Genomic DNA, 23,449 nt, shown 5'->3' on the forward strand with positions numbered 1-23,449 from the left:
TAGATTCAGGATACCCTTTTTATTTGGCAATTGATCCGCTGGCTTTATCCAGAGACGCTGCTGTAGTTACAGTTGTTTTCGCGACTGCTGACGCTTGATCAGTATGGTCAGCATTGGTTGCGAATGTCAGGATCATCATCACAAATGCAGGAAATAACAAGAGTATAAAAGGCGATACGTTAAACAGAGATTTCATAATATTTCGTTTTGTTGAAACAAATAGAATGAATAAAAAAATCCTGCTAAAATGTTTTATACCAAGTCCGTGTTATCGTAGACGAACTGTCTGATAGCGAAATAAGGGCGTTTTTTTGTTGTTTGAGGATTTCGTAGCCTGAAAATGCCAGTTCGTCGAAAACCGGGTATAAAAAAGGCTGTAAATAGTGAACCCCAAAAGTTTTTGTCCAACTTTTGGGGTTCACGTCATTTGTTGTTACGGCCTTAAAATTTTGTTTCTGCTTATTTAAACTCAGAGGTCTTATGGAATTCAATATCCGGATAATCTCTTTTAGTCATATTGATCATAAAGTCATTGTCTGCAAGAAAAACCGGACTTCCGTCTTTATCTTGCCCAATATGCTGACCCTTGCGCTTTACAAACTCTTCCAGTTTCTTCTTATCCGTAGACGTTACCCAGTTTGATCTGCTATAGCTCAACATACGGAAGTGTGCTTTCGCGCCATATTCATGTTCCAGTCTGAATGCAATTACCTCAAATTGTAATTCACCTACAGCACCAATGATTTTCCTGTTTCCTGGTTGTTGTGTGAATAACTGGGCAACCCCTTCTTCTGTGAGTTGTTGTATTCCTTTTTCAAGCTGTTTTGTACGAAGTGGATCTTTGTTCTCCACTTCCTTAAATATTTCGGGAGAGAAGCTGGGAATGCCTTTAAATTGCAATTGCTCTCCCTCAGTCAATGTATCCCCTATTTTAAAGTTTCCGCTGTCATATAAGCCGACAACATCACCTGGCCATGCTTCTTCTACAATACTTTTTTCATTGGCCATAAAGTCCATTGGGTTGGAAAACTTAAGCTTTTTACCCTGACGTGTGTGGAAATAGAATTTGTTTCTCTCGAACTTACCAGAACATATCCTTAAGAAAGCAATACGGTCGCGGTGTTTAGGGTCAAGGTTGGCATGTATTTTAAATACGAATCCGGAGAAGTTTTTCTCTTCTACCAGAACTTCTCTTTGTTCAGCTTCTCTGCTTCTTGGACTTGGAGCAATGTTAATGAAGGTATCCAACAATTCTTTAATACCAAAATTGTTAATCGCACTTCCAAAAAATACAGGAGCAAGCAAGCCTTCTGTATACATGCTTTGATCTAATGTACCATAAACGCCATCTACCAATTCAAGATCACTTTTCAGTTCTTCAAGTTCCTTTGGTTTAAGGAAATTATTCAGGCTCGGATCGTTAAGATCACTGACCTCTATAACCGGATCAGCAATTTTTGTTTTATCGGGTTCAAACAGGTTCAGGTGTTTATTGTAAATACTATATACGCCTTTAAACGTATGTCCTTGTCCAATTGGCCACGATAGCGGACATAAACTGATATTCAGCTTATTCTCGATTTCGTCCAGCAGATCAAAAGCGTCTTTACCTTCGCGGTCCATCTTATTGATAAAGATAATTACGGGGGTATTGCGCATCCGGCATACCGCCATCAGCTTCTCTGTTTGTTCCTCCACACCTTTTACACAGTCTACAACGAGGATTACGCTATCTACTGCAGATAAAGTTCTGTAAGTATCTTCGGCGAAATCTTTGTGACCTGGTGTATCCAGAATATTGATGCGTTTATCTTTGTATTCAAAACCCATTACTGAGGTCGCAACGGATATTCCACGTTGTTTCTCAATCTCCATAAAATCTGAAGTACTGCTTTGATTGGCTTTGTTACGTTTTACAGCACCAGCGGTATTGATCGCTCCTCCAAACAGCAGAAACTTTTCAGTTAATGTTGTTTTTCCGGCATCCGGGTGACTGATAATGGCGAATGTTTTTCTTTTTTCTATTTCGGGGTGAATCATAAAAGGTTAAGCATATTGCTTGATGAGGCTGCAAAGATAATTATAATATATAAAATAAAAACCGGCCATTACAGCCGGTTCTTATTTTATAGTTTTTATGTTGATTAATTCCTTCCTGATCTTGAAGTTTCACTGCGTTGAGGACCATCACCACCACTTCTGGAATCCTGAGAACGTTGTTGTTGCTGTTGTTGCTGACGCTGTTGATCCTGTTGTTGGCGTTGCTGCTGTTGTTGTTGCTGACGCTGCTGATCTTGTTGTTGGCGTTGTTGCTGTGCCTGTTGCTGTTGTTGTTGCTGACGCTGCTGATCCTGTTGTTGGCGTTGTTGCTGTTGTTGAGCTTGCTGTTGTTGAGCTTGCTGTTGACGCGCCTGTCCATCACGTTGTTGGCGTTGTTGCTGTGCCTGTTGCTGACGCTGTTGATCCTGTTGTTGGCGCTGCTGCTGTTGTTGAGCTTGCTGTTGACGCGCCTGTCCATCACGTTGTTGTTGCTGTGCCTGTTGCTGACGCTGTTGATCCTGTTGTTGGCGCTGCTGTTGTTGTTGAGCTTGCTGCTGACGCTGAAAATCCTGCTGCTGACGTTGCTGATCTGGATTTGCTGACCTGGACATATTATTATTTCCAGCTCTTGAACCTCCTATATCAGCTCTGCCAGAACGATCAGTATTGCCATTTACCGGAGTACCTGCATCTTGTCTTGAAGGAGCTGTATTTCCTGATCTCGACATATTAATATCTCCTCTTCCAGCACGGTCAATACTTCCAGACCTGGAATTACTTACATCCGGCCTTGTAGTATTGGTATTTCCTGATCTTGACGTATTAATATCTCCTCTTCCTGAACGATCAACACTTCCCGCTCTTGAACTGTTCACATCACTTCTGCCTGAACGGTCAACATTTCCTGCTCTTGAACCACCGTTGTCACCAGCCCTTGAAGATCCGTTAACCCCTGATCTTGGACTGTATATATTGATACTATTATTTGAAATACTTGTTCTTCCAGGTCTTTCTGAACGGGAAATATTATAAACCCTAACATCCCTGTTCGTCACTCTTCTGATATCTTCAGCTCTCGGGCCTGTATAATAAGTATCCCTGCCACCGCGACCATACGTGTTGTTAATAATCGTGGTCCGGTTAATAATAGTGATATTTCTACTTGAATAACGTGGATAATTGTTGCTGTAAATACTGCCCTGAGGAATAAAATTCCACCAGTTATTAGGCGTGTTATACCCACCGCCACCAATATTGATATTAATACTGATACCAGGTCCTAAAGGAGCCCATCCATAATAACCAGCGCCGCTTCTCCAGCTCACCCATGCCGGGCCCCAAGTGGTATCCGGAATCCAAACCCATTGATTGAACCTGTTATTTACCCAACGGCCATAGTGAAACGGGGCCCATCCCCAGTCATAGTCAGATACCCAGGTATTTCCATATTCAGTCATCGCCCAGCGGCCATCGCTATAATAAGGCCTGAAATCGTCCTGATCTACATCCGGCCGCCATACATTCCCATATTGAGGATCCTGTATCCAGGTTCCATAAGGAGATAATTCATCATAAAAAGACTGTAGTGAGATGTCATCATAGCCCCCCTGAGCCATTGACTTCTGTGCTGTAAAGCCGAACAAGAGCATAAGCCCCAGTAATGCAGCTGGAAATTTGATCATGTTTTTCATTTGTGTGTGTATTTATAATATAACCTAACTTATATCTATGAGTAAAAAAATATACAATGGTTTAACGTTTTATGTGTTAAATTAAGGATCGGAGAGATTCGCATTGAAAAATTACATACGAGAGACACGGGATTTACGAGCTTTAAAAAGCTAAACTTAAGATTTAGATTCTTATTTTCTCTTTCCAAATATTTATTCTTTTCCTTTGTAACTCCAAACTAATGCAATCTGCAGGAGTTAATGCTAAAATTTAAATAAATTAATACTGTTTATCAGAGCTCTTAAGGCCACTAAACCGGTCTGGACGAATTCATTACAGTACTACATAAATTATACCAAAAACAACAAAAATTCAAATGAAGAAAGGTGTATTATTCCTGATTCCTGTACCATTGGCAGAAAATGCCGCTGCAAAGTCATTCACTCCATATCTGATCGATACGATCAACGCAATTGATACTTATATCGTTGAGAATGAAAAAACTGCAAGGAAATCTTTAAAAGAGGCAGGCTTAAAAATTCCACAGAGCGATTTAACCATTCATGATTATGGTAAACATAAGAGGAATGACTCTATGGTCCCTTATTTTAAAGAATTAATGACAGGGAAAGATGTTGGTCTGATGAGCGAAGCAGGCTGTCCTGGAGTAGCTGATCCAGGTGCTGAAATCGTATCTGAAGCACATAAACGTGGAATTAAGGTGGTGCCTCTTGTAGGCCCTAATTCATTACTGCTAGCGCTGATGTCTTCTGGATTTAACGGACAAAGCTTTACTTTTCATGGGTATTTACCTATTGATAAAGTAGAAAGAGTAAAGAAGATAAAAGAGCTGGAGCAATTGGCTGAGAAAAATAAACAAACTCAGCTGTTTATTGAAACCCCTTTCAGAAACAATCACTTATATGAAGATATTATAAAAAATACAGCAGCAAACACTTTGCTATGTGTAGCAAGTAATATCACAGGCGAAGATGAATATATCAGAACCCAAAGCATAGGTCAATGGCGTCAGGAGAAGATAGACCTTCATAAAAAACCGACTATATTCTTAATCTATCGTTAAGCAACTGCTTAGCGATACATATTTTTACTGTCCATAAATGCGATTACATTTTCAGGAACAAGAAACTGAATATTTTTGTTGTCTTTTAAAGCTTGTCTGATAAAGGTCGATGAAATCTCCATCTGAGGTGTTTCTGTCAATGTAATCGAAGGATGGTTAATCCATTCAGTCACATCCGATCCAGGTCTGGGATAAACATAGATAGGATAGTTCTTCAGCAGAACTTCATAGTTCTTCCATTTTTTTAAAGAAGCCAGGTTATCAGCCCCCATAATCAGCACAAATTCTTTTGCAGGGTGCTTTTCCTGAAGATAGGCGAGGGTATCGATGGTATAAGAAGGCTGGGGCATGCTAAATTCAATATCACTTACTTTAAGCTGTTCTGCCGGTTCAATTGCTAACCGGGCCATCTCAAGTCTGTCATACATATTACCAAGCCCCTTTTTATTTTTCAGCGGATTCTGTGGTGAAACGACCAGCCACACTTCATCCAGATCAGTGAAATTAGCCATATAACTGGCTATAATCAGATGTCCTGTGTGAATAGGGTTGAAAGAACCAAAAAATAAACCTGTTTTCGCCATTCTTTTGGTTAGCTTCTTATTTATTGAGGAAATCGGTGACTAACTTTTCTGCTTCTGCACAAGCAATATCCAGGTCGAAGTTTTTAAGGATCACATCAAACTTATCCGCATATTGCAGCTCTTTCTCAGCTTTGATAAAGCGTTCCTGAAGTTTTGACTCACTATCAGTACCACGACCGCTTAAACGCTCTTTTAAGACTTCAAGTGATGGCGGCTGAACAAATATAGCCAATGCATCATCTTCGTATTTACGTTTTAAACGCAGACCACCTTCTACATCAATATCAAAGATTACATGTTTTCCTTCATTCCAGATTCTTTCGATTTCTGAACGCAAAGTACCATAGAAAGTTCCATTATAAACTTCTTCAAATTCTACAAACTCCTGGTGTGCAACTTTGTGTAAGAACGATTCCTTAGAGATGAAATAATAATCATTCTCATGTTTTTCATCACCACGTAATTCTCTGGTTGTTGCTGATATAGAAAAGCTTAGTGATGGAAACTTTTCCAGTAAGTGTTTAACGATTGTTGTTTTTCCTGCGCCAGAAGGAGCGGAAAATATAATAAGTTTGCCTTGTATCATTGGTGTGTAATCTATCCTGTGTCCAACAAAAATAGCTGCGTAACGGGCTGGCTGTTTTGCTGAGTATATTTGCCGACGTATTAAATTACGTTTAACAATTGTTCTTTAATTTTTTCTAATTCTTCTTTCATACCAACAACTAATTGCTGAATCTGTGCATCATTTGCTTTTGCACCCATAGTATTGATCTCTCTACCTATTTCCTGAGAGATAAAACCAAGTTTTTTACCATTGGCATCTTTACTTTTCAGCGTTTCAGTAAAGTAATCACAGTGGCTTTTAAGACGAATTTTTTCTTCCGTAATGTCAAGTTTATCTATGTAGTAGATTAATTCCTGCTCTAAACGGTTTTGATCAACGTTAACCTTTCCTGACACCTCTTCTAATAATTGATTCAGTTTTGCTCTGATATGAGGAATTCTCAAAGGAGCTAAAACTTCAATCTGCGAGAAAAAGCCAAGTATATTTTTAATTCTGAGTTCCAAATCCTGTTTTAAAGCATTTCCTTCAATTTCTCTAAACTGATTGAAGCTGGCTAAAGCAGTATAGAATGTTTTTTGCAAAATATCCCATTCCCCTTCATTCACTACTTCTTCAGTATAGCTGATTACGTCCGGAAAATTTAATACCGCCTGAAGAAGATTACTTGAATTTGCACCTAAATCAATGTTAATTGCTTCTAATTGTTTGTAATATTTGCTCAGTAAAGCGGCATTGATTGTTGCACCTTTAAGGTTTTCTTCACTGCGCTCAATATTGATAGAAACATTTACTTTTCCGCGTTCAATATCCTTGCTGCAGACATTACGCAGTAAAAGTTCTTTATCTGCATATGCCCTTGGGAGTTTTAGATTAAGCTCTAAAAACTTACTGTTCAGGGATTTTATCTCTACGGAAAACTTTGTATTTTCCTGATCTGTAGAGGCCAGGCCATAACCTGTCATTGATTTTATCATGTGCAAAGATATAATTTATTGTTAAAATGAGAGCCTATTTTAAGCAGGCACACCTCAAGATATGAAAATTTTAACCTGCTAAATAGCATTTATAAAGTCATATGGCAATTTTTGCCATGGCAGATTGACAAACAATAGTTAAATTTACTCCATGCACTACAGACCAATGATCCTTACAATCCAGAAAATTTTAATGATTTTCACGTTTATATCCGCTTCCGTATCTGTTGTTTTTGCGCAACAGGATTTTCAGTTAAATGGTGTGGTGATGACAAAGGGAACAACCACAAGGATTGCGATGGCGCAGGTTACTAACTTGAGGACAAAATTCACAGTGAGCAGCAATGATCTGGGGCTTTTCCAGGTGAAAGCTAATCTGGGGGATACACTGGTAATCTACAAACAGGACTTTTCAGATAAAGAAATGATTGTTTTATCGAACAAGGATATGATTGTTTACCTGGATAATGGCGCTGGCACAAGTTTACATGAAGTAAATATCAGGGGTAAATCTAAAAAAGCAGAATTGGATGAGCTGAAACAGGATTATAGGGATAAAGGCTCTTTTTATGCTGGAAAACCACCTTTACTTTCATATATTTTCGCACCGATAACTGCCTTATATGAATTATTTGGGCGTACACCTAAAAATGCAAAGCGATTTGGGAATTATTATAACAGGGAAATGCAGCAGACTCAGATTGACGGTTATTTCAATGAATCCCTGATTAAAAAGAATACTGAACTCAGTGGTAAAGAACTGGAAGATTTCATGCTCAATTACCGTCCTGACTACCAGAAGGCAAAAAACTGGACAGAATATGATGCAGTAAAGTATATCAGGGATACTTATAAGAAGTATACAGACACAGCGAAAAAGAAATAATCAGCTTATTGTGGTTAGAGAGATAACGCTTCACAAGCCTTTTCAGCAGCTTGTTTCTCCGCATTTTTCTTATTATAATCTCTTCCAATACCGAAACTTTCCCCATCAATCATCGCTTGTATAGTAAAAAGTTTAGCGCTGTCGCCTTCACTGTTTTCCATCATTTCAAACGTGATATCTTTAGCATGGCGCTGGCACCATTCTATCAGTTTACTTTTGAAGTTAGTTTCTGTAAGTTCAAGCGTATGAACGTCAATATATGGCTTGACAATACGTTTAAGCAGTAGCTCTTTGGTGAAATTGTAACCCTTATCCAGATAAACAGCGCCTATTAAAGCTTCGAAAGCATCACCCAGCATAGAGTGGTGTTTAGTCTGCATATTCACCATTTTCTGATCGAATGTAATGAGCTGATCAAAACCCATTTTACGGGCAAGCTGATTTAAATTTACTCTGTTTACGATCTTGGACCGCATTTCTGTAAGGAAACCTTCTTCTTTATAGGGATAACTTTTAAAGAGTAATTCTGCAATAACAGCACCCAGGATGGCATCACCCAAAAATTCCAGGCGTTCGTTACTGCTCCGGCTTCCATTTTTCAATACTTTAGCCACAGACCTGTGCCTGAATGCCATTTTATACAAAACGGTATTTCCAGGCACAAAGCCTAACATATTTTTCAGCTTTTTTATAAACTCTTTATCAGGCGATAAATAGAGTTTATATAGGTCAAATAGGGGCATTAAATTTATTAAAATCGATATTTCTTGACGTTTTACTCTTTGTATTTTTTGAAAATTACTGACGCATTATGACCACCGAAACCAAAAGTATTGCTTAATGCAGCACGTACTAATCGTTTTTGTGGCTTGTGAAAGGTAAAGTTCAACTTAGGATCAAAATCAGGATCGTCGGTGAAGTGATTAATTGTTGGAGGTACGATGTCGTTTTGTACAGCAAGAATAGCAGCAATGGCTTCAACTGCACCAGCTGCACCTAAAAGGTGACCGGTCATTGATTTCGTTGAACTGATATTCAGTTTGTACGCATCTTCACCAAATAAATTAACAATTGCGCTTGTCTCACTGATATCTCCCAGCGAGGTCGATGTTCCGTGAACATTGATATAATCAATGTCTCCAGTAGTCAACCCTGCATCTCTCAGTGCATTGGTCATCACCATTTTAGCACCTAATCCCTGAGGATGTGGAGCTGTAATGTGATTTGCATCTGCACTCATTCCGCCACCAACTAATTCAGCATAGATTTTAGCGCCGCGTGCCTTTGCATGTTCTAATTCTTCCAGGATAATAGTTCCGGCACCTTCTCCTGCTACAAATCCATCCCTGTCTTTATCAAACGGTCTGGAAGCAGTTGACGGGTCGTCATTTCTTGTTGAGAGCGCATGCATTGCATTGAAACCGCCAATACCAGCCTCATTAATAATCGCTTCAGATCCACCGCTGATAATCACATCGGCCATATTCAGGCGTATGTAATTGAAAGCATCGATCATCGCATTAGTTGAAGAAGCACAGGCCGATACGGTAGCAAAGTTAGGACCACGTAAGCCATATTTTATGGAGATATGGCCAGGGACGATATCAATAATCATCTTTGGAATGAAGAACGGATTAATACGGGGAGTTCCATCACCCGCAAAATAGTTTCTCATTTCTTCCAGAAACGTCTTGATACCACCAATACCAGTACCCCAGATAACGCCAACACGATTGGTGTCCATTTGCGAGAAATCAAATCCCGCATCTTTCACCGCTTCGTCTGTTGATGCTATCGCGTATTGCACAAAAGGATCTAATTTACGAGCTTCTTTTTTTTCTAAAAAGTCTTCAGGATTGAAGTTTTTCAGCTCGCAGGCAAATTTTGTTTTGAATTTTTCTGTATCAAAACTTGTAATCGGCGCAGCGCCACTCACCCCTTTTAACAAATTATCCCAGAATTCTGGGATAGTATTGCCAATTGGAGTGAGTGCACCTAAACCTGTAACTACTACTCTTTTTAATTCCATTTATACGGATTATACGGAGGCCGTATGTTCTACTTTACGTTTTTCTCTAGATAAGCAATTGCTTGACCAACTGTACCGATAGTCTCAGCTTGATCATCAGGAATCGCTACATTGAATTCTTTTTCGAATTCCATGATAAGTTCTACAGTATCCAAAGAATCCGCACCTAGGTCATTAGTGAAAGAAGCTTCTGGGGTAACCTCGCTCTCATCCACACCTAATTTTTCAACGATAATAGCCTTAACTCTTGAAGCAATATCAGACATAATGTTATAATTTAATGGGTTAAATAATTCAGTGCAAAGAAAAATAAATTCTGACACATTTCAAATGTTTTTATTTCTCTGTCAATTTTAATGTTTTTATTTCAAATGATAAAGCAAAATTAGTTTTATAATTTCGTATCCTAAAATATATCTTACTAAGCTGCTTTGAACAAAACCTATTTAAAACTTTCGCTGGACCTGGATTTTGTCTTAATCGCAATCACAGCGTCCTTAAAGGATTATGTACTGTGTCATAAGATCAATACAAGACTCAATTTAAATTTTGAAAAAGTTGAAGATCATGAGGTGTTTTTTAATGTAGATGAGCCTCCTTTAGCATTTTCGAAGTATAATTTTTACGTGGAACAGGGTGATAATGATTTTTTTATTCTCAGTAACCGCAGTAGTGAAGGGTTCTTGATTCCTGAAATGAATAAAGTGGATTATTTTATGATTATTCAAGGATATATTGATAAAGAAGATCTGGATTATATCATTTCAGGTCTTAATAAACTCCCTGATATTCAGGTTGCTGCGCAGATTGATCCGCTCAAATTGAAGTCAAATGAGAATTTGGTAATATAAATTTTATATGTAAGGTGTATTAAATACACTATATTTGAATCTAACATTATTTAGTTAAATAACAGAATCAACCAGGCTAACAGTGGTTTTTAATAGCTAAAACCTTCTTTTGTTAGTCGTAACAAATAAAATAACTCAAATGAAACCCTTTCATTCCAGAACAAAAATTGTAGCCACGCTAGGTCCGGCCTCAGCAAAACCAGACGTTTTATTAAGCATGTTTAATGCAGGACTAGACGTTTGCAGACTTAACTTTTCACATGGTTCACAAGCTGATCACCAGGAAGTCCTGGATACGATCCGTGCAATCAATAAAAAACACAACTATAACGTTGGTATTTTAGCTGATTTACAAGGCCCTAAAATTAGAATTGGAATCGTTAAAGATGGTGGTATACACTTAGTTAATGGAAGTCGTACAATCATCACAACCAAAGAATGCATCGGTAACGAAGAACGTATTTATATTACTTATACAAGCTTCCCTAAAGATGTGAAACCAGGTGAAATCATCCTTTTAGATGATGGAAAACTGCAAATGCGTGTAATTGAAACGAACTATGAAGATGAGGTTGTTTGTGAAGTTGTTCACGGTGGTATCCTAACCTCCAGAAAAGGCGTAAACTTACCAAACACTAAAGTTTCTATTCCTTCTTTAACTGTAGAAGACCGTAAAAACCTGGAGTTTGTATTGGAAAATGACGTAGACTGGATCGGTCTTTCATTTGTTCGTAACGCTGCAGACATCATAGAATTAAAAGATATCATCAAACAAAGAGGCAAAGGCGCAAGGGTAATTGCTAAAATTGAAAAACCTGAAGCAATTGATAACATTGATGAAATTATTGCAGTTTCTGACGGTATTATGGTTGCCCGTGGTGACCTTGGTGTTGAAATGCCAATGGAAGAAGTTCCTTTGTTGCAGAAAATGATTGTTCAAAAATGTATTGCTGCTTCTAAACCAGTAATTATTGCTACCCAGATGCTGGAAAGTATGATTACTACACCAAGGCCAACACGTGCTGAGGTGAATGACGTTGCAAACTCAGTATTGGATGGTGCAGATGCTGTGATGCTGAGCGGTGAAACTTCGGTAGGAGAATTTCCTCTGATCGTTATCGAAACGATGCAGAAAATCATTCAGAATATCGAAACAAACAACTATCCGTTCCACGTTGAAAAAGCTTTAAAAGCTGATTCAGAAACTTTCTTAAGTGATGCAATTTGTGATTCTGCTTGTATTTTAGCAAGTCGTACAAATGCTGTAGGTATCGTTTCTATGACCGTGAGTGGTTATACTGCTTTCGAAATATCTGCGCACAGACCAAAAGCATTGACTTATATTTTCACAAATAACAGACAATTATTAAATACTTTAAGTTTGGTATGGGGTGTTCAAGCTTTCTTTTATGATAAGTTTGAGAGTACTGATGAGACCATTTTAGATGTAAACAGTCTGCTGGTTAAAATGAAACTGATCAAAAAAGGAGATACTTTAATCAATACTGCTGCAATTCCTATGGAAAGTAAAGGCAAGACAAATATGGTAAAAGTTACTGTTATCGATTAATTTATAAAAATCAGGCAAGCTCGGGTTTAACAATCAAAAAAAATACTACTTTTGCACTCCCCGAATTGGAGAGGTGTCCGAGTGGTTGAAGGAGCACGCCTGGAAAGTGTGTATACCTCAAAAGGGTATCGAGGGTTCGAATCCCTCTCTCTCCGCGAGATTGTAAATAAAAAAAACGCTTTAGGCTAATGCTTAAGGCGTTTTTTTTGTTAATTTGGTTTAACAATGAAAGAAACCAGCGATACAATCACTACGCCGCGATTATTACTCCGTCTGATAGATAGTGAGGCAGCAGAAGCTATTCTTGCCGGCGATTTGCAGACCGCAGGACAAATGATGGGGGTAACTATCAATGAAGACCTGCTGGACTATCATAATAGCTTTAAATACGGTCAGAAGCAGTTAGAAGATGACCCACTGTATTCCCCATGGTCAGCCAGAGCAATCATACTACCGGATGAAAAGGTGATGATTGGGCTTATCCGCTTTCACAACCGGCCAGATCCTGAATATATTTATGACTATGGAAAAAATGCCGCAGAGTTTGGGTATAGTGTTTTTCTGAACTACCGGCAGCGTGGTTATGCAACTGAAGCTGTAAATGCTATGATGGACTGGGCGGAGCAAAAGTTTGGTATTTGCCGCTTTCTTGCTTCTGTATCACCAGACAATACAGCATCTCTCCGGCTTATTAATAACCTCGGGTTTCTCAAAGTTGATGAAATTATGGATGATGTTGATGGTATGGAGCATGTTTTTCTACGTGTAAAGCAATAGCTGACCGCACTTCAATAGCCCTATAAAAATATCCAAAGATTACTGCGGTCTGGGAGGTTTGATCCTGGCCGATACAACAGTATTATTCTTCACGTAATCAAAAAATGATTTTTTATAAGTGTTTCCTATCGGTATCTGAGTCCCCTTAACCATAATAATCAGGTTGCCCTCTATCATTTCTATCTTATTTCTGGCTATTACAAATGATTTCTGCACCTGTACCAGGTTATTGAGCTGGTTTAAAGTCTGAAGAGCTTCCTTTAAAGTGAGGTAAGTAATGATACTATCCTTATCCGTATGAACAATGATATAATTATCCCTTGCTTCAAGATAAATTACCTCTTCGGGACTAACCTTGATAATTTTATTCATTACCCCTGTTTTGATAAATATCTCTGATTTAGCCACAGGCTGAACAGGTACTTTACCAATTTTCCTGATAATCTTTTCTATGGCTACAGTAAATTTCGGAAAGGTAACAGGCTTGATAATATATTGATCTGCCTCCAGTTCAAATGCCTCTACTGCATATTGATGGTATGCAGTCGTAAAAATCAGAAAGCGCGTTTTTGGACGAAGAATCTTAGCCAGGTCCATTCCCGATATGCCTGGCATATTTATATCCATAAAAAGGATATCTATGCGGTCCTCTTCTGTAATCTCTGCCAGCGCAGTTATAGGTTGAGAATAAACTTTATGTAAATGAAGATTAGGCATGTTTTGAATATGGTCTGTCAACAATTCGATAGCATGATTCTCGTCTTCTATGATAACGCACTTTAGTAGCATAAAACAGGTATTAATAGTGGTAGTTTTCTTAAACCATTAAAAAACTAAATTACAATAGATTATTGTTAATCGTACATTAAAGTGTCATGATCTGCAGCAACAGAAGATTATTCCTTCCATTGTCCTGCATTTAGTTATTATTTCAGACCAAGATAGTACGGTACAGTTAGCCGGGCAGGAAGATGTATAATTGTTCATTATTTCTGATATAGCAATAAAGCTGTATATTTTGCCAAAATTAGAGATAGAAGCCCAGTACGTTAAACGTATTTTCGTAACTTGTGCTTTCAGTAAAATTGAGATTTACACATCTTTCAATGATTTCGCTTTATGAAAAGAGTAGGCCTTTTTATTCCCTGTTATGTGGATCAGTTTTATCCAAACGCAGGTATTGCAACTTACCAGCTGCTTAAAAAACTTGGACTCGATGTTACCTATCCAACCGGACAAACCTGTTGCGGACAACCCATGGCCAATTCAGGATTCGAACATCTTACCCAAAACTGTAATCAGCTTTTTGTAGACAATTTTGCAGAATTTGATTATATCGTATCCCCTTCGGGAAGTTGTGTCTTACATATTAAAGAACACTTGCATACCGAAAAATCAGCAGAAAAGGCAGCAGCAATCAGGACCAAAGTCTATGAACTGGTAGAATTTCTGGTCGATATACTCAAAGTGAAAAACCTGAAAGCAAAATTCCCTCATAAAGTAGGTCTGCATCAAAGCTGCCATGGTCAAAGAGGATTATTACTCACACAAATGAGCGAATTGGTTGCTCCTTATTTTTCTAAGCCTCAACAACTTTTGGCGCAGGTAGAAGGACTGGAGCTCATTGATTTGAAAAGAGAAGACGAATGCTGTGGATTTGGCGGGACTTTTTGTATAGTTGAAGAAGCTGTATCAGTGAAAATGGGGAAAGACAGAGTAAAAGACCACCAGGTAAATGGTGCAGAATATATAACTGGTGCTGATATGTCGTGTCTGATGCATATGGAAGGGATTTTGAAAAGAGAAAATAGCAAAATTAAGGTGCTGCATATCGCAGAAATATTAAATGCAGGATAAAATTAGCTTATGAGTACACCCACGAAGACCCATCCTGAATTATCAGCAGTATTTAATAAAGACGAACAGCGTGTAAACTGGCATGATGAAACCTTGTGGTGGATCAGGCAGAAAAGAGATAAATCAGCTCATAGTATCCCCGAATGGGAAATCCTGAGAGAAAAAGCCTCGCAGATTAAAAATAATGCTTTAGCTAATCTTGCCGAATACCTGGTTAGCTTTGAAGAAAAGGCAAAAGCCAATGGGATTATTGTGCATTGGGCAGCAGACGCGCAGGAGCACAATCAGATTGTACATCAAATTCTGCAAAAACATGGCATCCTTCAGCTGGTAAAAAGTAAATCCATGTTAACGGAAGAATGCCATTTAAATGAATATTTAGAAAAACAAGGGCTCGAAGTGATCGATTCTGATCTGGGAGAACGTATTGTTCAGTTAGCCAAAGAACCGCCAAGTCATATTGTCCTCCCCTGTATTCATAAAAAGAAAGAAGAAATAGGTGATTTGTTCCATCAGCATCTCGGTGTCGCTGCCGGGACCTCAGACCCGCAAATACTTACAGAAGCAGCAAGGGTACATCTCAGAGAAACCTTTCTGACCAGGAAAGCAGCCTTGACAGGAGTTAATTTTGCAATTGCAGAAACCGGTGAATTTGTAGTTTGCACTAATGAAGGAAATGCGGATATGGGTGCCCATCTCGCAGATGTACATATTGCCTGTATGGGAATTGAAAAGATTATCCCAAAACGTAAACATTTAGGTGTATTTCTGCGTTTACTAGCCAGAAGTGCTACCGGCCAGCCCATCACTACTTATTCCAGTCACTTTAAAAAACCACGGGCAGGTCAGGAAATGCATCTGGTATTGGTTGACAATGGCCGTACTGTTCAAATGGGAAGGGAAGATTTCAGGGCCTCTTTAAAATGTATACGCTGTGGTGCCTGTATGAATACTTGCCCTGTTTACAGAAGGAGTGGCGGGCATAGCTATCACAATGCAATTTCAGGGCCTATTGGTGCAATTCTGGCACCTAATCTGGATCGGGAAAAATATGCAGATCTTCCTTTTGCATCCACTCTGTGTGGATCTTGTTCTAATGTCTGTCCGGTAAAAATTGATATTCACCAGCAACTTTATAAATGGAGACAGGTAATTGTTCAGGAAGGCTATGCGACATCCTCTAAAAAGATGAGCATGAAAATCATGAACTATACACTTTCTTCACCTGGAATTTACCGTACTGCCGGAAAAGCAGGCAGATGGGTCTTAAAATATATTCCTTTTGCAGTTAATAACCACTTTAACCCCTGGTATAAGCAAAGAGACATGCCCGAAGTTCCAAAAGAATCATTCGGGGAATGGTATAAAAAGAATGTTAAATAGCCATGAGCAGAGATAAAATATTAGCCGCATTAAGACAAAATCAACCTGAATTAGTTCCTCTGCCAGCCGCAATGCCTCTGGAGCGTGTAGAAATTCTTGAACTGCAAGCTAAATTTAAGGCGATGGCCGAGGGCATAGGGAGTACCGTACATCTGGTTGATGAATTTGCTGCAATACAACCTTTAATTACAGCACAGTTTTCAGGCGAAAAACGAATAGTATCTACCCTAAAAGAATTAGTTTCTGAAGCTATTCCTGCCTTTGAGTTGAATCCAGATCCACATAGTTATGCAGATGTAGATGTCGCCATTTTTAAATCATCAATAGGGGTGGCAGAGAACTCGGCACTCTGGCTTACTGAAGACCAGATGGGCATCAGGGTCTTACCTTTTATTACCCAGCATATAGTTATGATCGTTCCTCTTTCGGCATTAGTTCCGGATATGCACACTGCCTATCAGAAAATCGGAGAAGCTGAATATGACTTTGGAACTTTTATCGCAGGGCCATCCAAGACCGCAGATATAGAACAATCATTGGTTCTGGGGGCTCACGGGCCAAGAAGTATGACTATTTTCATCTACGCTTAGCAAGTGCTTTAAGTTAATTTCTCAGAGACTGAATAGCCTTTAAGCTAGCCTGTTAAAAAAGAATTTCTTTAATCTGGTTTTAATCTCAGTAATATTGTATTCTAATATCTTTGTGCTCATCCTATGAAGAAGATAATATTATTGGGTATAGCCACCTTATTGGCGGCACCAACTTTCGCACAGACAGATAGCCTGTTCAAAAAAAGATTCAACCTCCATTTCCAGCAAACTGTAATTACGCAGACTAAGCCTGGGTTTAGTGCAGCATATTCCGGTGCGAACAGCCTTTCTAACGCTCATGAAACAGCAACTTCTCTGACCACAACCTTATTTGGTGGAGCAAGATTATGGAAAGGGGCTGAAGCTTATTTCAATCCGGAGATGTCTGGAGGAAAAGGATTTAGTCAGGCTGTAGGGGTAGCAGGGTTTCCGAATGGGGAAACCTTCAGGATTGGCTCTCCGGAACCCGCAATTTATATCGCCAGAGCTTACCTGGTTCAAACCTTTGGCTGGGGAAAAGAAGTCGATACCATAGCCGATGATGCAAATCAGCTGGCCAGTTACCGCAAAAAGAGATACTTTTCCATTACCGCAGGTAAATTTGGATTAAGTGACTTCTTCGATAACAATGCTTTTAGCCATGATGCAAGGTCTCAGTTTATGAACTGGTCATTAATGGCGAATGGAGCATGGGACTATCCGGCCAATACAAGAGGTTATGTATTTGGGGTCGTATTCGAACTGGGCCAGCCAACCTGGGCTTTACGATTAGCCACTACCATGGTTACCACTACTGCTAACGGATCAATCTGGGATGGTAAAATAGGCAAAGCACATGCATTCACACTTGAATATGAAAAGCGATACCAAATTAGCGGACAAAAAGGAACATTGCGTGTTCTGGGGTATGACAACGCCGCAAAAATGGGAGATTATCGTTTAGCAGTTGCACAAAACCCAATAGCACCAGATATTACGGAGACCCGTGCCTATGGCAGAAATAAATATGGGTTTGGGATTAATATAGAACAGAACATTAATGCTAATCTTGGGGTTTTTGCCAAAACAAGTTATAACGACGGCAAAACTGAAACCTGGGCTTTTACAGAAATTGACAGGTCAGTAAGTTTGGGAGCGATTTTAAAAGGAGATAGCTGGAATCAAAAAGATGCAGAGATCGGTCTTGCTTTTGTAGGCAATGGAATCTCCAAAGACCACCGTGATTATCTTGCTCACGGAGGATACGGATTCATTATCGGTGATGGTAAATTAAACTATGCGCCCGAAATGATTGCTGAAACATATTATAAGGTTAACGTTTATCAGAGGAAATTTTTCCTTTCTCCCGATTACCAGTTTATTTTGCACCCTGCTTATAATAAAGACCGTGGACCAGTTCATGTTTTCTCCTTAAGAGCGCACGTAGAATTTTAACCAAAAAGCCCTGCTTCTAATTAAAGAAGACAGGGCTGATTTTTCCATAGGTATGGATATACTTAAAACTTAATACCTACACCTACAGAGAATACCTGATTCCTGAATTCTGGAGTAGAAGAAGTCCCATTTTCATTATTTTTCTGGAAATCCAGCGCGTAACGTCCATGAATATCAAATTTATCATTGACATCATATCTGAAACCGATCAGACCACCAACCAGACTTTTCTTGAATCTGTCTGAATCTCTCTCTACATTAGTTTGTTCTACAGTTCCAAATCCGTTCTCAAACTTGTTCTTAGTAGATAATAAAAAGGAAACCTGTGGACCAGCAACAATATTAAAACTGCTTCCCAGTCTGAAACTAGCTAGAATAGGCACATCAATAAAGCTTGTTGTTTGTCTGAACTCTCCAAGTGAAGAAGTTAATTTGTAACCCTTTTGTGAGTAAAGAACTTCCGGTGTGAAAGCTAATCCCGCGATTAATGGAATTTCGACAGTAACCCCAGCATTGAAACCTGTTTTTACTTTGGTATCGAAGTTGTTGTTACCATCGCCTTTGATAATGTCTGATAGATTTAAACCGGCTTTAACACCAAATTTAATCCTATCCTGTGCACTTGCTGCTGTAGCTACAAAAAGGCCAATAGCCAAAATAAAGATCTTTTTCATGAGTTTGTTTTTTAATGGTTATGAAGCTATCATGCTGGTTTTTTCATTTCGTTGTGTGATTTGAAAAATCATGATGGTTTCATCATTCTATTAATTTTGTGATTAATGCGGAGTGCATAGAAATAAATGTGCCAGTTTAAGGAATCTCAAGGATATAAAAATTAAGTACTGAGATTAAGTGTTGATATACAGCATGTTGTTTCCTGATTTTAAAATTTAAGTTTCACCCCGAAATTGTTCCTTATGTATCAAATCTGATACATTGGTTTGGTGGTTTTAATTAACTTTGTGCCATTAACCATATCAATTATCCATGATTCAAAAAAAGTTCCCCTTATTTATTGTGTTGTTATTCTTTATCTTTTCTGCTCAGGCACAAAAGAAATCATATATCCAAAGTCTTGATGAGCCTAACCATTGGGTAGATTCTGTGCTGCATAAATTAAAAAAGCGGCATAAGATTGCGCAATTGTTTTTTGTAAGAGCGCATACCAATAAAGGGCAAGCCTTTGAAGATTCTGTTGGACATGTAATCAAAAGGGAACGTATCGGTGGATTGGTTTTCTTTCAGGGAGGTCCCGGCAGACAAGCTATTTTAACCAATAAGTACCAGGCATTGGCACACACCCCTTTATTAATCGCTTCTGATGGAGAGTGGGGATTGGGAATGCGCCTGGATAGTACAATCGCTTATCCTTATCAAATGGCACTGGGAGCTATACAAGATAAAGAGCTGATTTATAAAATGGGGATGGAAGTCGCTAAAGATTATAAAAGAATAGGAATGCAGATGAATTTTTCACCTGATGTTGATATTAATAACAACCCTAAGAACCCGATTATCAATTACCGTTCTTTTGGAGAAGACAAATATAATGTAGCATTGAAAGCTGGTGCTTATCTTAAAGGAATGCAGGACGGCGGATTATTGGTGACTTTAAAACACTTTCCAGGCCACGGAGATACGGATGTAGATTCACATTACGACCTTCCTCAGCTTAATTTTACTAAAGCGCGTTTGGATAGTCTGGAAATATATCCTTTCAAGGAGTTAATCCGGGAAGGCGCTGCGGGTATAATGATTGCACATATGAATATTCCTTCGCTGGATAATACGCCAAACCTTCCTTCTACCTTGTCAAAGCCTATTGTGACTGATCTTTTGAAGGGTGAACTTGGTTTCCGCGGATTGATCGTTACTGATGCGATGGAGATGAAAGGGGTAGTGAAGCATTTTAAAGATGGTGAAGCAGATGTAATGGGAGTGATTGCCGGAAATGATATTCTGGAACTTTCTGAGAATAGCAAGAGAGCAGTTAAATTAGTACGCCAGGCAGTAAGAGATGGAAAGATCAGTATGGAAAGGATTGACGAAAGTGTCCGGAAGATCTTAATTGCTAAATACTGGTCAGGAGTATATAAAAGAGATACTGTGAATACACATCAAGTTGCTGCTGAAGTTAACAGAGCAGAGAGCTTTGCTTTATTGCAACAACTCGCTGATGCGTCTATGACTATTTTGAATGGTGACGGCGGAATAAAGTCACTGGATTTAGCAAAAAGAACTGCTATTATCAGTATTGGTACACCTGAGGTAACTGTATTTCAGCGGGAGTCGGGGAAATTATATCAAAACTGTATGTTCTTCAATTTAGATAAAACAGCAAATGCAAATACAGTTGCAGGTGTTATGAAGCAATTAGCCGCTTTTGATCAGGTGATTATTGGAATTCATGATACCAGGCTGCGTCCGGGGAATGGGATGGAATTAAGTGGCGATTTGAAAATGCTGATCAGAGATATGGCAACCAGGAATACAGTATTCGCATTATTTGCTAATCCATATAACCTGGCTGGTTTACCAGGAATAGAAAATGCGAAGTCTTTAGTAGTAGGATATCAGAAAGAAGATTATATGCAGAAAGCTGCGGCTGAAGTTATTGGTAATGTAAAGGTCGCTACTGGTAAATTACCGGTAACGGTTAATAATTTCTTCAAGTTCAATGCTGGATTATAACGGAATCATGGCATAAAAAGAGGCGATTGCCTCTTTTTATGCCATGATTTTTATCCGCCTAGTTCATCTGGAGTACCTGAGGCCCGAATTCTTCAAAAAAGATTAATTTCTTATCAATACCTTTTGCCTGAAGATCCTGATATTGTCTGGTGATGAAAGCCGATGGGCCGCATATAAAATAATTGGTATCTGGGTCCTTAGGTAATTCCGGAATAGTATTGATATCCAGGTAACCTTCTAATATGCCATTCTCTTTATCTTCCGGAGTAATTACATTGTAAAAAGTATGCTGCTTTACATTACTTTTTGTAGTCGTGATATAGTCAAGATGATCTTTAAACGCATGAACCGATTTGTTTCTGCAACCATGTATCCAGGTAATTGGATTTTCATGATCTTTAGCTATCAGGCTTTGCAACATACTCATCAATGGCGTCAGGCCAACCCCTCCGCTAATCAGTACGATTGGCGCAGTTGTATTTTCTGTTAAGACAAAATTACCAGCAGGAGCAGTCAGATCTAATACATCTCCTTCATTTACAGCATCATGTAAATAATTACTAATTAATCCATTCGTATCCAGATTCACACCTTTTTCTCTTTTCACAGAGATGCGGTAATAATCCTCATTTGGAGCACTTGAAATGCTGTACTGGCGTGCTTGTTTTAAATTCAGGGATTTAAGAAAAGTGCGGATACTTAAGTACTGGCCTGGTAGGTGAGGTGTTACTTTTCCGCCATCACCCGGGTAAAGGTAAAAAGAAGTGATCTCTGCTGATTCTGCTTCTTTTTTGCCGAGGATAAATGGTCTCCAGCCTGTCCATCCATAAGTTTTTGACGTTTGTTGTTCATAAAGTTTAGCTTCATGACCCGACATCAGTTCCGCTAACTGCTGATAAGCAACTCCCCATGCATCGATAATTGCCGGGGTGGCTGGATCACCTAATACTTCTTTGATAGATTCGATCAGGTGATTGCCCACAATTATATAATGTTCAGGACGGATATCCAGGCTGGTATGTTTATGCCCGATACGGTCTACTACAGGTAACAGCACCATCGGGTTCGCTATATTCTCTGCATAAGCAAGTACAGCCATAGCCAGTGCAGTCTGTTGTTTCCCACTCTGCTGATTTCCCATGTTAAAAATGTTCTTAAGCTCTGGATTATGCGTAAACATTCGTTTGTAGAAATGTGTGGTCAATAAAACACCGTTCTCTTTTAAAATTGGTACTGTTGCTGTAATCAGTTTTTTTTGTTCGTCAGTCATCATAAAATATATTAATACCTTTTTGTCCTTTATTGTAATACGACTATGCGCTTTTTAAGGTGTGCTGGCATAGTTTGATGGATCAAATATAGTAAATAAATAATAAAAGACTAAAACATCTTTTATTATTTTAGTGCTTAAGCTGAGATGCTTAATAGCTATACTACTGTTATTCTATGGTTAATTTATTGCTATCTTTGTTTTATAAGAGATGGGAATATTTTCAAAAACTTGCGAGTATGCAATCAGATCAGTTTTCTTTATTGCACACAGAACAGCCGGACACAGCGGCAGGGTAGGCATTAAAGAAATTGCATTGGGGATAGATTCACCTGAACCTTTCCTGGCAAAAATCTTACAGGATTTAAGCCGCAGAGGGATCGTGCAGTCTACGAAAGGTCCAAATGGGGGGTTTTATCTCGATAGTGCTTCTTTAGAGAGGCCCTTGAGTGATATTGTCGCTGCTGTAGATGGAAACGACATCTTTTATGGTTGCGGCCTGGGATTGAAACAATGCTCTGAAATAAATCCATGCCCATTACACAATGAGTTCAAGGATATCCGGAACAAGATTCACCTGATGCTGCATGAAACAAAAATAGGAGAGTTCAATGAGGAGCTCATGAGTGGAATGCTCTCCCTGAAGAAATAAATTATTGCGCAGCGTCTTTTGTGGCATAGGTTGCGGGATCCAGAGCTTCGTAAGTCCATCCCTCAAGAAACTCAGTTACTTTTTTAACACTATGTCCTTTTCCTTCTTCCAGGTAACCTGAATTCTGGATATGCAGTATTTCACCATCACCATCAAGGATTACAAAAACAGGATAGCCAAAACGTCCTGGATAACCTAAACTAGCCATAATCGCTTCGTTTTTATTTTCTTTACTATAGTTTACCAGCACAGTCTCATAATGAGCGTTGAGATAGCTTTTCAAAGCAGGTGTGTTATCCACCAAATGGTGAAAAGCGATACACCAGGAACACCAGTTTCCTCCAACCTGAATAAACACATGTTTTTTTTCCGCTTTAGCCTTGGCAACAGCAGCAGTAATATCAGCTTTGGCATCAGCCGCAGGATTATATATTTTTACTTCTTCTTTTGATGCTTTAGTTTTGGAGGTTTGTGCAAATGTTGCAGTTGAAATTGCCAGTGTGGCTAACAGAATCAGTGATAGTTTCTTCATGTCCGG

Annotated in this window: 24 protein-coding genes and 1 tRNA gene; 12 read left to right on the forward strand and 13 right to left on the reverse strand. The window is 38.9% G+C overall.

Going from position 1 to position 23,449, the window contains the following annotated elements:
• Window positions 1–19: 19 nt before the first annotated feature.
• The 3 genes from AY601_RS25795 to AY601_RS25800 form a co-directional block, all read right to left on the reverse strand.
• Window positions 20–196, reverse strand: coding sequence for a hypothetical protein (locus AY601_RS25795; RefSeq protein ID WP_157288053.1), 177 nt, complete (start codon window positions 194–196; stop codon window positions 20–22).
• A gap of 263 nt (window positions 197–459) precedes the next feature.
• Window positions 460–2,040, reverse strand: a complete 1,581-nt coding sequence (locus AY601_RS21295) for a peptide chain release factor 3 (protein WP_068404916.1) — start codon at window positions 2,038–2,040, stop codon at window positions 460–462.
• 104 nt (window positions 2,041–2,144) lie between these two features.
• Window positions 2,145–3,731 carry a DUF6600 domain-containing protein gene (locus AY601_RS25800; protein WP_068404918.1) on the reverse strand — a complete coding sequence of 529 codons (1,587 nt, stop codon included), beginning with the start codon at window positions 3,729–3,731 and terminating at the stop codon, window positions 2,145–2,147.
• 356 nt (window positions 3,732–4,087) lie between these two features.
• Here AY601_RS25800 and AY601_RS21305 point away from each other — a divergent pair, with 356 nt between their 5' ends.
• Window positions 4,088–4,795 carry an SAM-dependent methyltransferase gene (locus tag AY601_RS21305; protein WP_068404919.1) on the forward strand — a complete coding sequence of 236 codons (708 nt, stop codon included), beginning with the start codon at window positions 4,088–4,090 and terminating at the stop codon, window positions 4,793–4,795.
• A gap of 8 nt (window positions 4,796–4,803) precedes the next feature.
• Here AY601_RS21305 and nadD read toward each other — a convergent pair whose 3' ends face one another.
• From nadD to AY601_RS21320, 3 genes are all read right to left on the reverse strand, one after another.
• Entirely contained in the window at window positions 4,804–5,379 is a 576-nt protein-coding gene (gene nadD, locus AY601_RS21310; RefSeq protein ID WP_068404921.1) for a nicotinate (nicotinamide) nucleotide adenylyltransferase, read from the reverse strand.
• Between the two features lie 16 nt (window positions 5,380–5,395).
• Window positions 5,396–5,965, reverse strand: coding sequence for a guanylate kinase (gmk, locus tag AY601_RS21315; protein WP_068404923.1), 570 nt, complete (start codon window positions 5,963–5,965; stop codon window positions 5,396–5,398).
• A gap of 80 nt (window positions 5,966–6,045) precedes the next feature.
• The gene (locus AY601_RS21320; RefSeq protein ID WP_068404924.1) at window positions 6,046–6,909 is read right to left on the reverse strand and encodes a YicC/YloC family endoribonuclease; all 864 of its coding nucleotides are present in this window, start codon (window positions 6,907–6,909) and stop codon (window positions 6,046–6,048) included.
• 163 nt (window positions 6,910–7,072) lie between these two features.
• On the opposite strand from AY601_RS21320, the gene AY601_RS21325 reads away from it, so the two are divergent.
• Window positions 7,073–7,807, forward strand: a complete 735-nt coding sequence (locus AY601_RS21325; protein WP_232324643.1) for a hypothetical protein — start codon at window positions 7,073–7,075, stop codon at window positions 7,805–7,807.
• A gap of 14 nt (window positions 7,808–7,821) precedes the next feature.
• Here the strand turns inward: AY601_RS21325 and rnc are convergent, their stop codons facing one another.
• The 3 genes from rnc to AY601_RS21340 are packed head-to-tail and all read right to left on the reverse strand — an operon-like array spanning window position 7,822 to window position 10,102.
• Window positions 7,822–8,550 (reverse strand): ribonuclease III, encoded by a 729-nt coding sequence (gene rnc / locus AY601_RS21330; RefSeq protein WP_198163563.1) that lies wholly within the window; start codon window positions 8,548–8,550, stop codon window positions 7,822–7,824.
• A gap of 32 nt (window positions 8,551–8,582) precedes the next feature.
• Entirely contained in the window at window positions 8,583–9,836 is a 1,254-nt protein-coding gene (gene fabF, locus AY601_RS21335; RefSeq protein ID WP_068404926.1) for a beta-ketoacyl-ACP synthase II, read from the reverse strand.
• 29 nt (window positions 9,837–9,865) lie between these two features.
• Window positions 9,866–10,102, reverse strand: coding sequence for an acyl carrier protein (locus AY601_RS21340; RefSeq protein ID WP_008508386.1), 237 nt, complete (start codon window positions 10,100–10,102; stop codon window positions 9,866–9,868).
• 165 nt (window positions 10,103–10,267) lie between these two features.
• Between AY601_RS21340 and AY601_RS21345 the strand changes: the two genes are divergently transcribed.
• From AY601_RS21345 to AY601_RS21360, 4 genes are all read left to right on the forward strand, one after another.
• Window positions 10,268–10,687, forward strand: coding sequence for an IPExxxVDY family protein (locus AY601_RS21345; protein WP_068404929.1), 420 nt, complete (start codon window positions 10,268–10,270; stop codon window positions 10,685–10,687).
• Window positions 10,688–10,826: 139 nt separating this feature from the next.
• Window positions 10,827–12,257, forward strand: coding sequence for a pyruvate kinase (gene pyk, locus AY601_RS21350; protein ID WP_068404935.1), 1,431 nt, complete (start codon window positions 10,827–10,829; stop codon window positions 12,255–12,257).
• Between the two features lie 67 nt (window positions 12,258–12,324).
• Window positions 12,325–12,412 (forward strand) — tRNA-Ser (locus AY601_RS21355).
• Between the two features lie 70 nt (window positions 12,413–12,482).
• The gene (locus tag AY601_RS21360; protein WP_068404937.1) at window positions 12,483–13,034 is read left to right on the forward strand and encodes a GNAT family N-acetyltransferase; all 552 of its coding nucleotides are present in this window, start codon (window positions 12,483–12,485) and stop codon (window positions 13,032–13,034) included.
• Between the two features lie 39 nt (window positions 13,035–13,073).
• Here AY601_RS21360 and AY601_RS21365 read toward each other — a convergent pair whose 3' ends face one another.
• Window positions 13,074–13,823 (reverse strand): LytR/AlgR family response regulator transcription factor, encoded by a 750-nt coding sequence (locus AY601_RS21365; protein ID WP_084359375.1) that lies wholly within the window; start codon window positions 13,821–13,823, stop codon window positions 13,074–13,076.
• A gap of 330 nt (window positions 13,824–14,153) precedes the next feature.
• On the opposite strand from AY601_RS21365, the gene AY601_RS21370 reads away from it, so the two are divergent.
• The 4 genes from AY601_RS21370 to AY601_RS21385 all read left to right on the forward strand — a co-directional run bounded on the left by AY601_RS21370 (window position 14,154) and on the right by AY601_RS21385 (window position 18,298).
• A complete protein-coding gene (locus AY601_RS21370) occupies window positions 14,154–14,891 on the forward strand; it encodes a (Fe-S)-binding protein (RefSeq protein ID WP_068404941.1) in 738 nt (245 codons plus the stop codon).
• Between the two features lie 9 nt (window positions 14,892–14,900).
• Window positions 14,901–16,274 carry a lactate utilization protein B gene (locus AY601_RS21375; protein ID WP_068404943.1) on the forward strand — a complete coding sequence of 458 codons (1,374 nt, stop codon included), beginning with the start codon at window positions 14,901–14,903 and terminating at the stop codon, window positions 16,272–16,274.
• Between the two features lie 2 nt (window positions 16,275–16,276).
• Window positions 16,277–16,864 carry a LutC/YkgG family protein gene (locus AY601_RS21380; protein WP_068404945.1) on the forward strand — a complete coding sequence of 196 codons (588 nt, stop codon included), beginning with the start codon at window positions 16,277–16,279 and terminating at the stop codon, window positions 16,862–16,864.
• A 123-nt stretch (window positions 16,865–16,987) separates the two neighbouring features.
• A complete protein-coding gene (locus AY601_RS21385) occupies window positions 16,988–18,298 on the forward strand; it encodes a carbohydrate porin (RefSeq protein WP_068404946.1) in 1,311 nt (436 codons plus the stop codon).
• Window positions 18,299–18,360: 62 nt separating this feature from the next.
• On the opposite strand, the gene AY601_RS21390 is transcribed toward AY601_RS21385, so the two are convergent.
• Window positions 18,361–18,972 carry a porin family protein gene (locus tag AY601_RS21390; RefSeq protein WP_068404948.1) on the reverse strand — a complete coding sequence of 204 codons (612 nt, stop codon included), beginning with the start codon at window positions 18,970–18,972 and terminating at the stop codon, window positions 18,361–18,363.
• Between the two features lie 313 nt (window positions 18,973–19,285).
• On the opposite strand from AY601_RS21390, the gene AY601_RS21395 reads away from it, so the two are divergent.
• Window positions 19,286–20,989 carry a glycoside hydrolase family 3 protein gene (locus AY601_RS21395; RefSeq protein WP_068404950.1) on the forward strand — a complete coding sequence of 568 codons (1,704 nt, stop codon included), beginning with the start codon at window positions 19,286–19,288 and terminating at the stop codon, window positions 20,987–20,989.
• Between the two features lie 58 nt (window positions 20,990–21,047).
• Here AY601_RS21395 and hmpA read toward each other — a convergent pair whose 3' ends face one another.
• Complete coding sequence (hmpA, locus tag AY601_RS21400) at window positions 21,048–22,262, reverse strand: NO-inducible flavohemoprotein (protein ID WP_232324644.1); 1,215 nt, start codon at window positions 22,260–22,262, stop codon at window positions 21,048–21,050.
• 208 nt (window positions 22,263–22,470) lie between these two features.
• Here hmpA and AY601_RS21405 point away from each other — a divergent pair, with 208 nt between their 5' ends.
• Complete coding sequence (locus tag AY601_RS21405; protein WP_068404954.1) at window positions 22,471–22,911, forward strand: RrF2 family transcriptional regulator; 441 nt, start codon at window positions 22,471–22,473, stop codon at window positions 22,909–22,911.
• Window position 22,912: 1 nt separating this feature from the next.
• On the opposite strand, the gene AY601_RS21410 is transcribed toward AY601_RS21405, so the two are convergent.
• Entirely contained in the window at window positions 22,913–23,443 is a 531-nt protein-coding gene (locus AY601_RS21410; RefSeq protein WP_068404955.1) for a thioredoxin family protein, read from the reverse strand.
• Between the last annotated feature and the right edge of the window lie 6 nt (window positions 23,444–23,449).

It is taken from the genome of Pedobacter cryoconitis (assembly GCF_001590605.1).
GTDB lineage: Bacteria > Bacteroidota > Bacteroidia > Sphingobacteriales > Sphingobacteriaceae > Pedobacter > Pedobacter cryoconitis_A.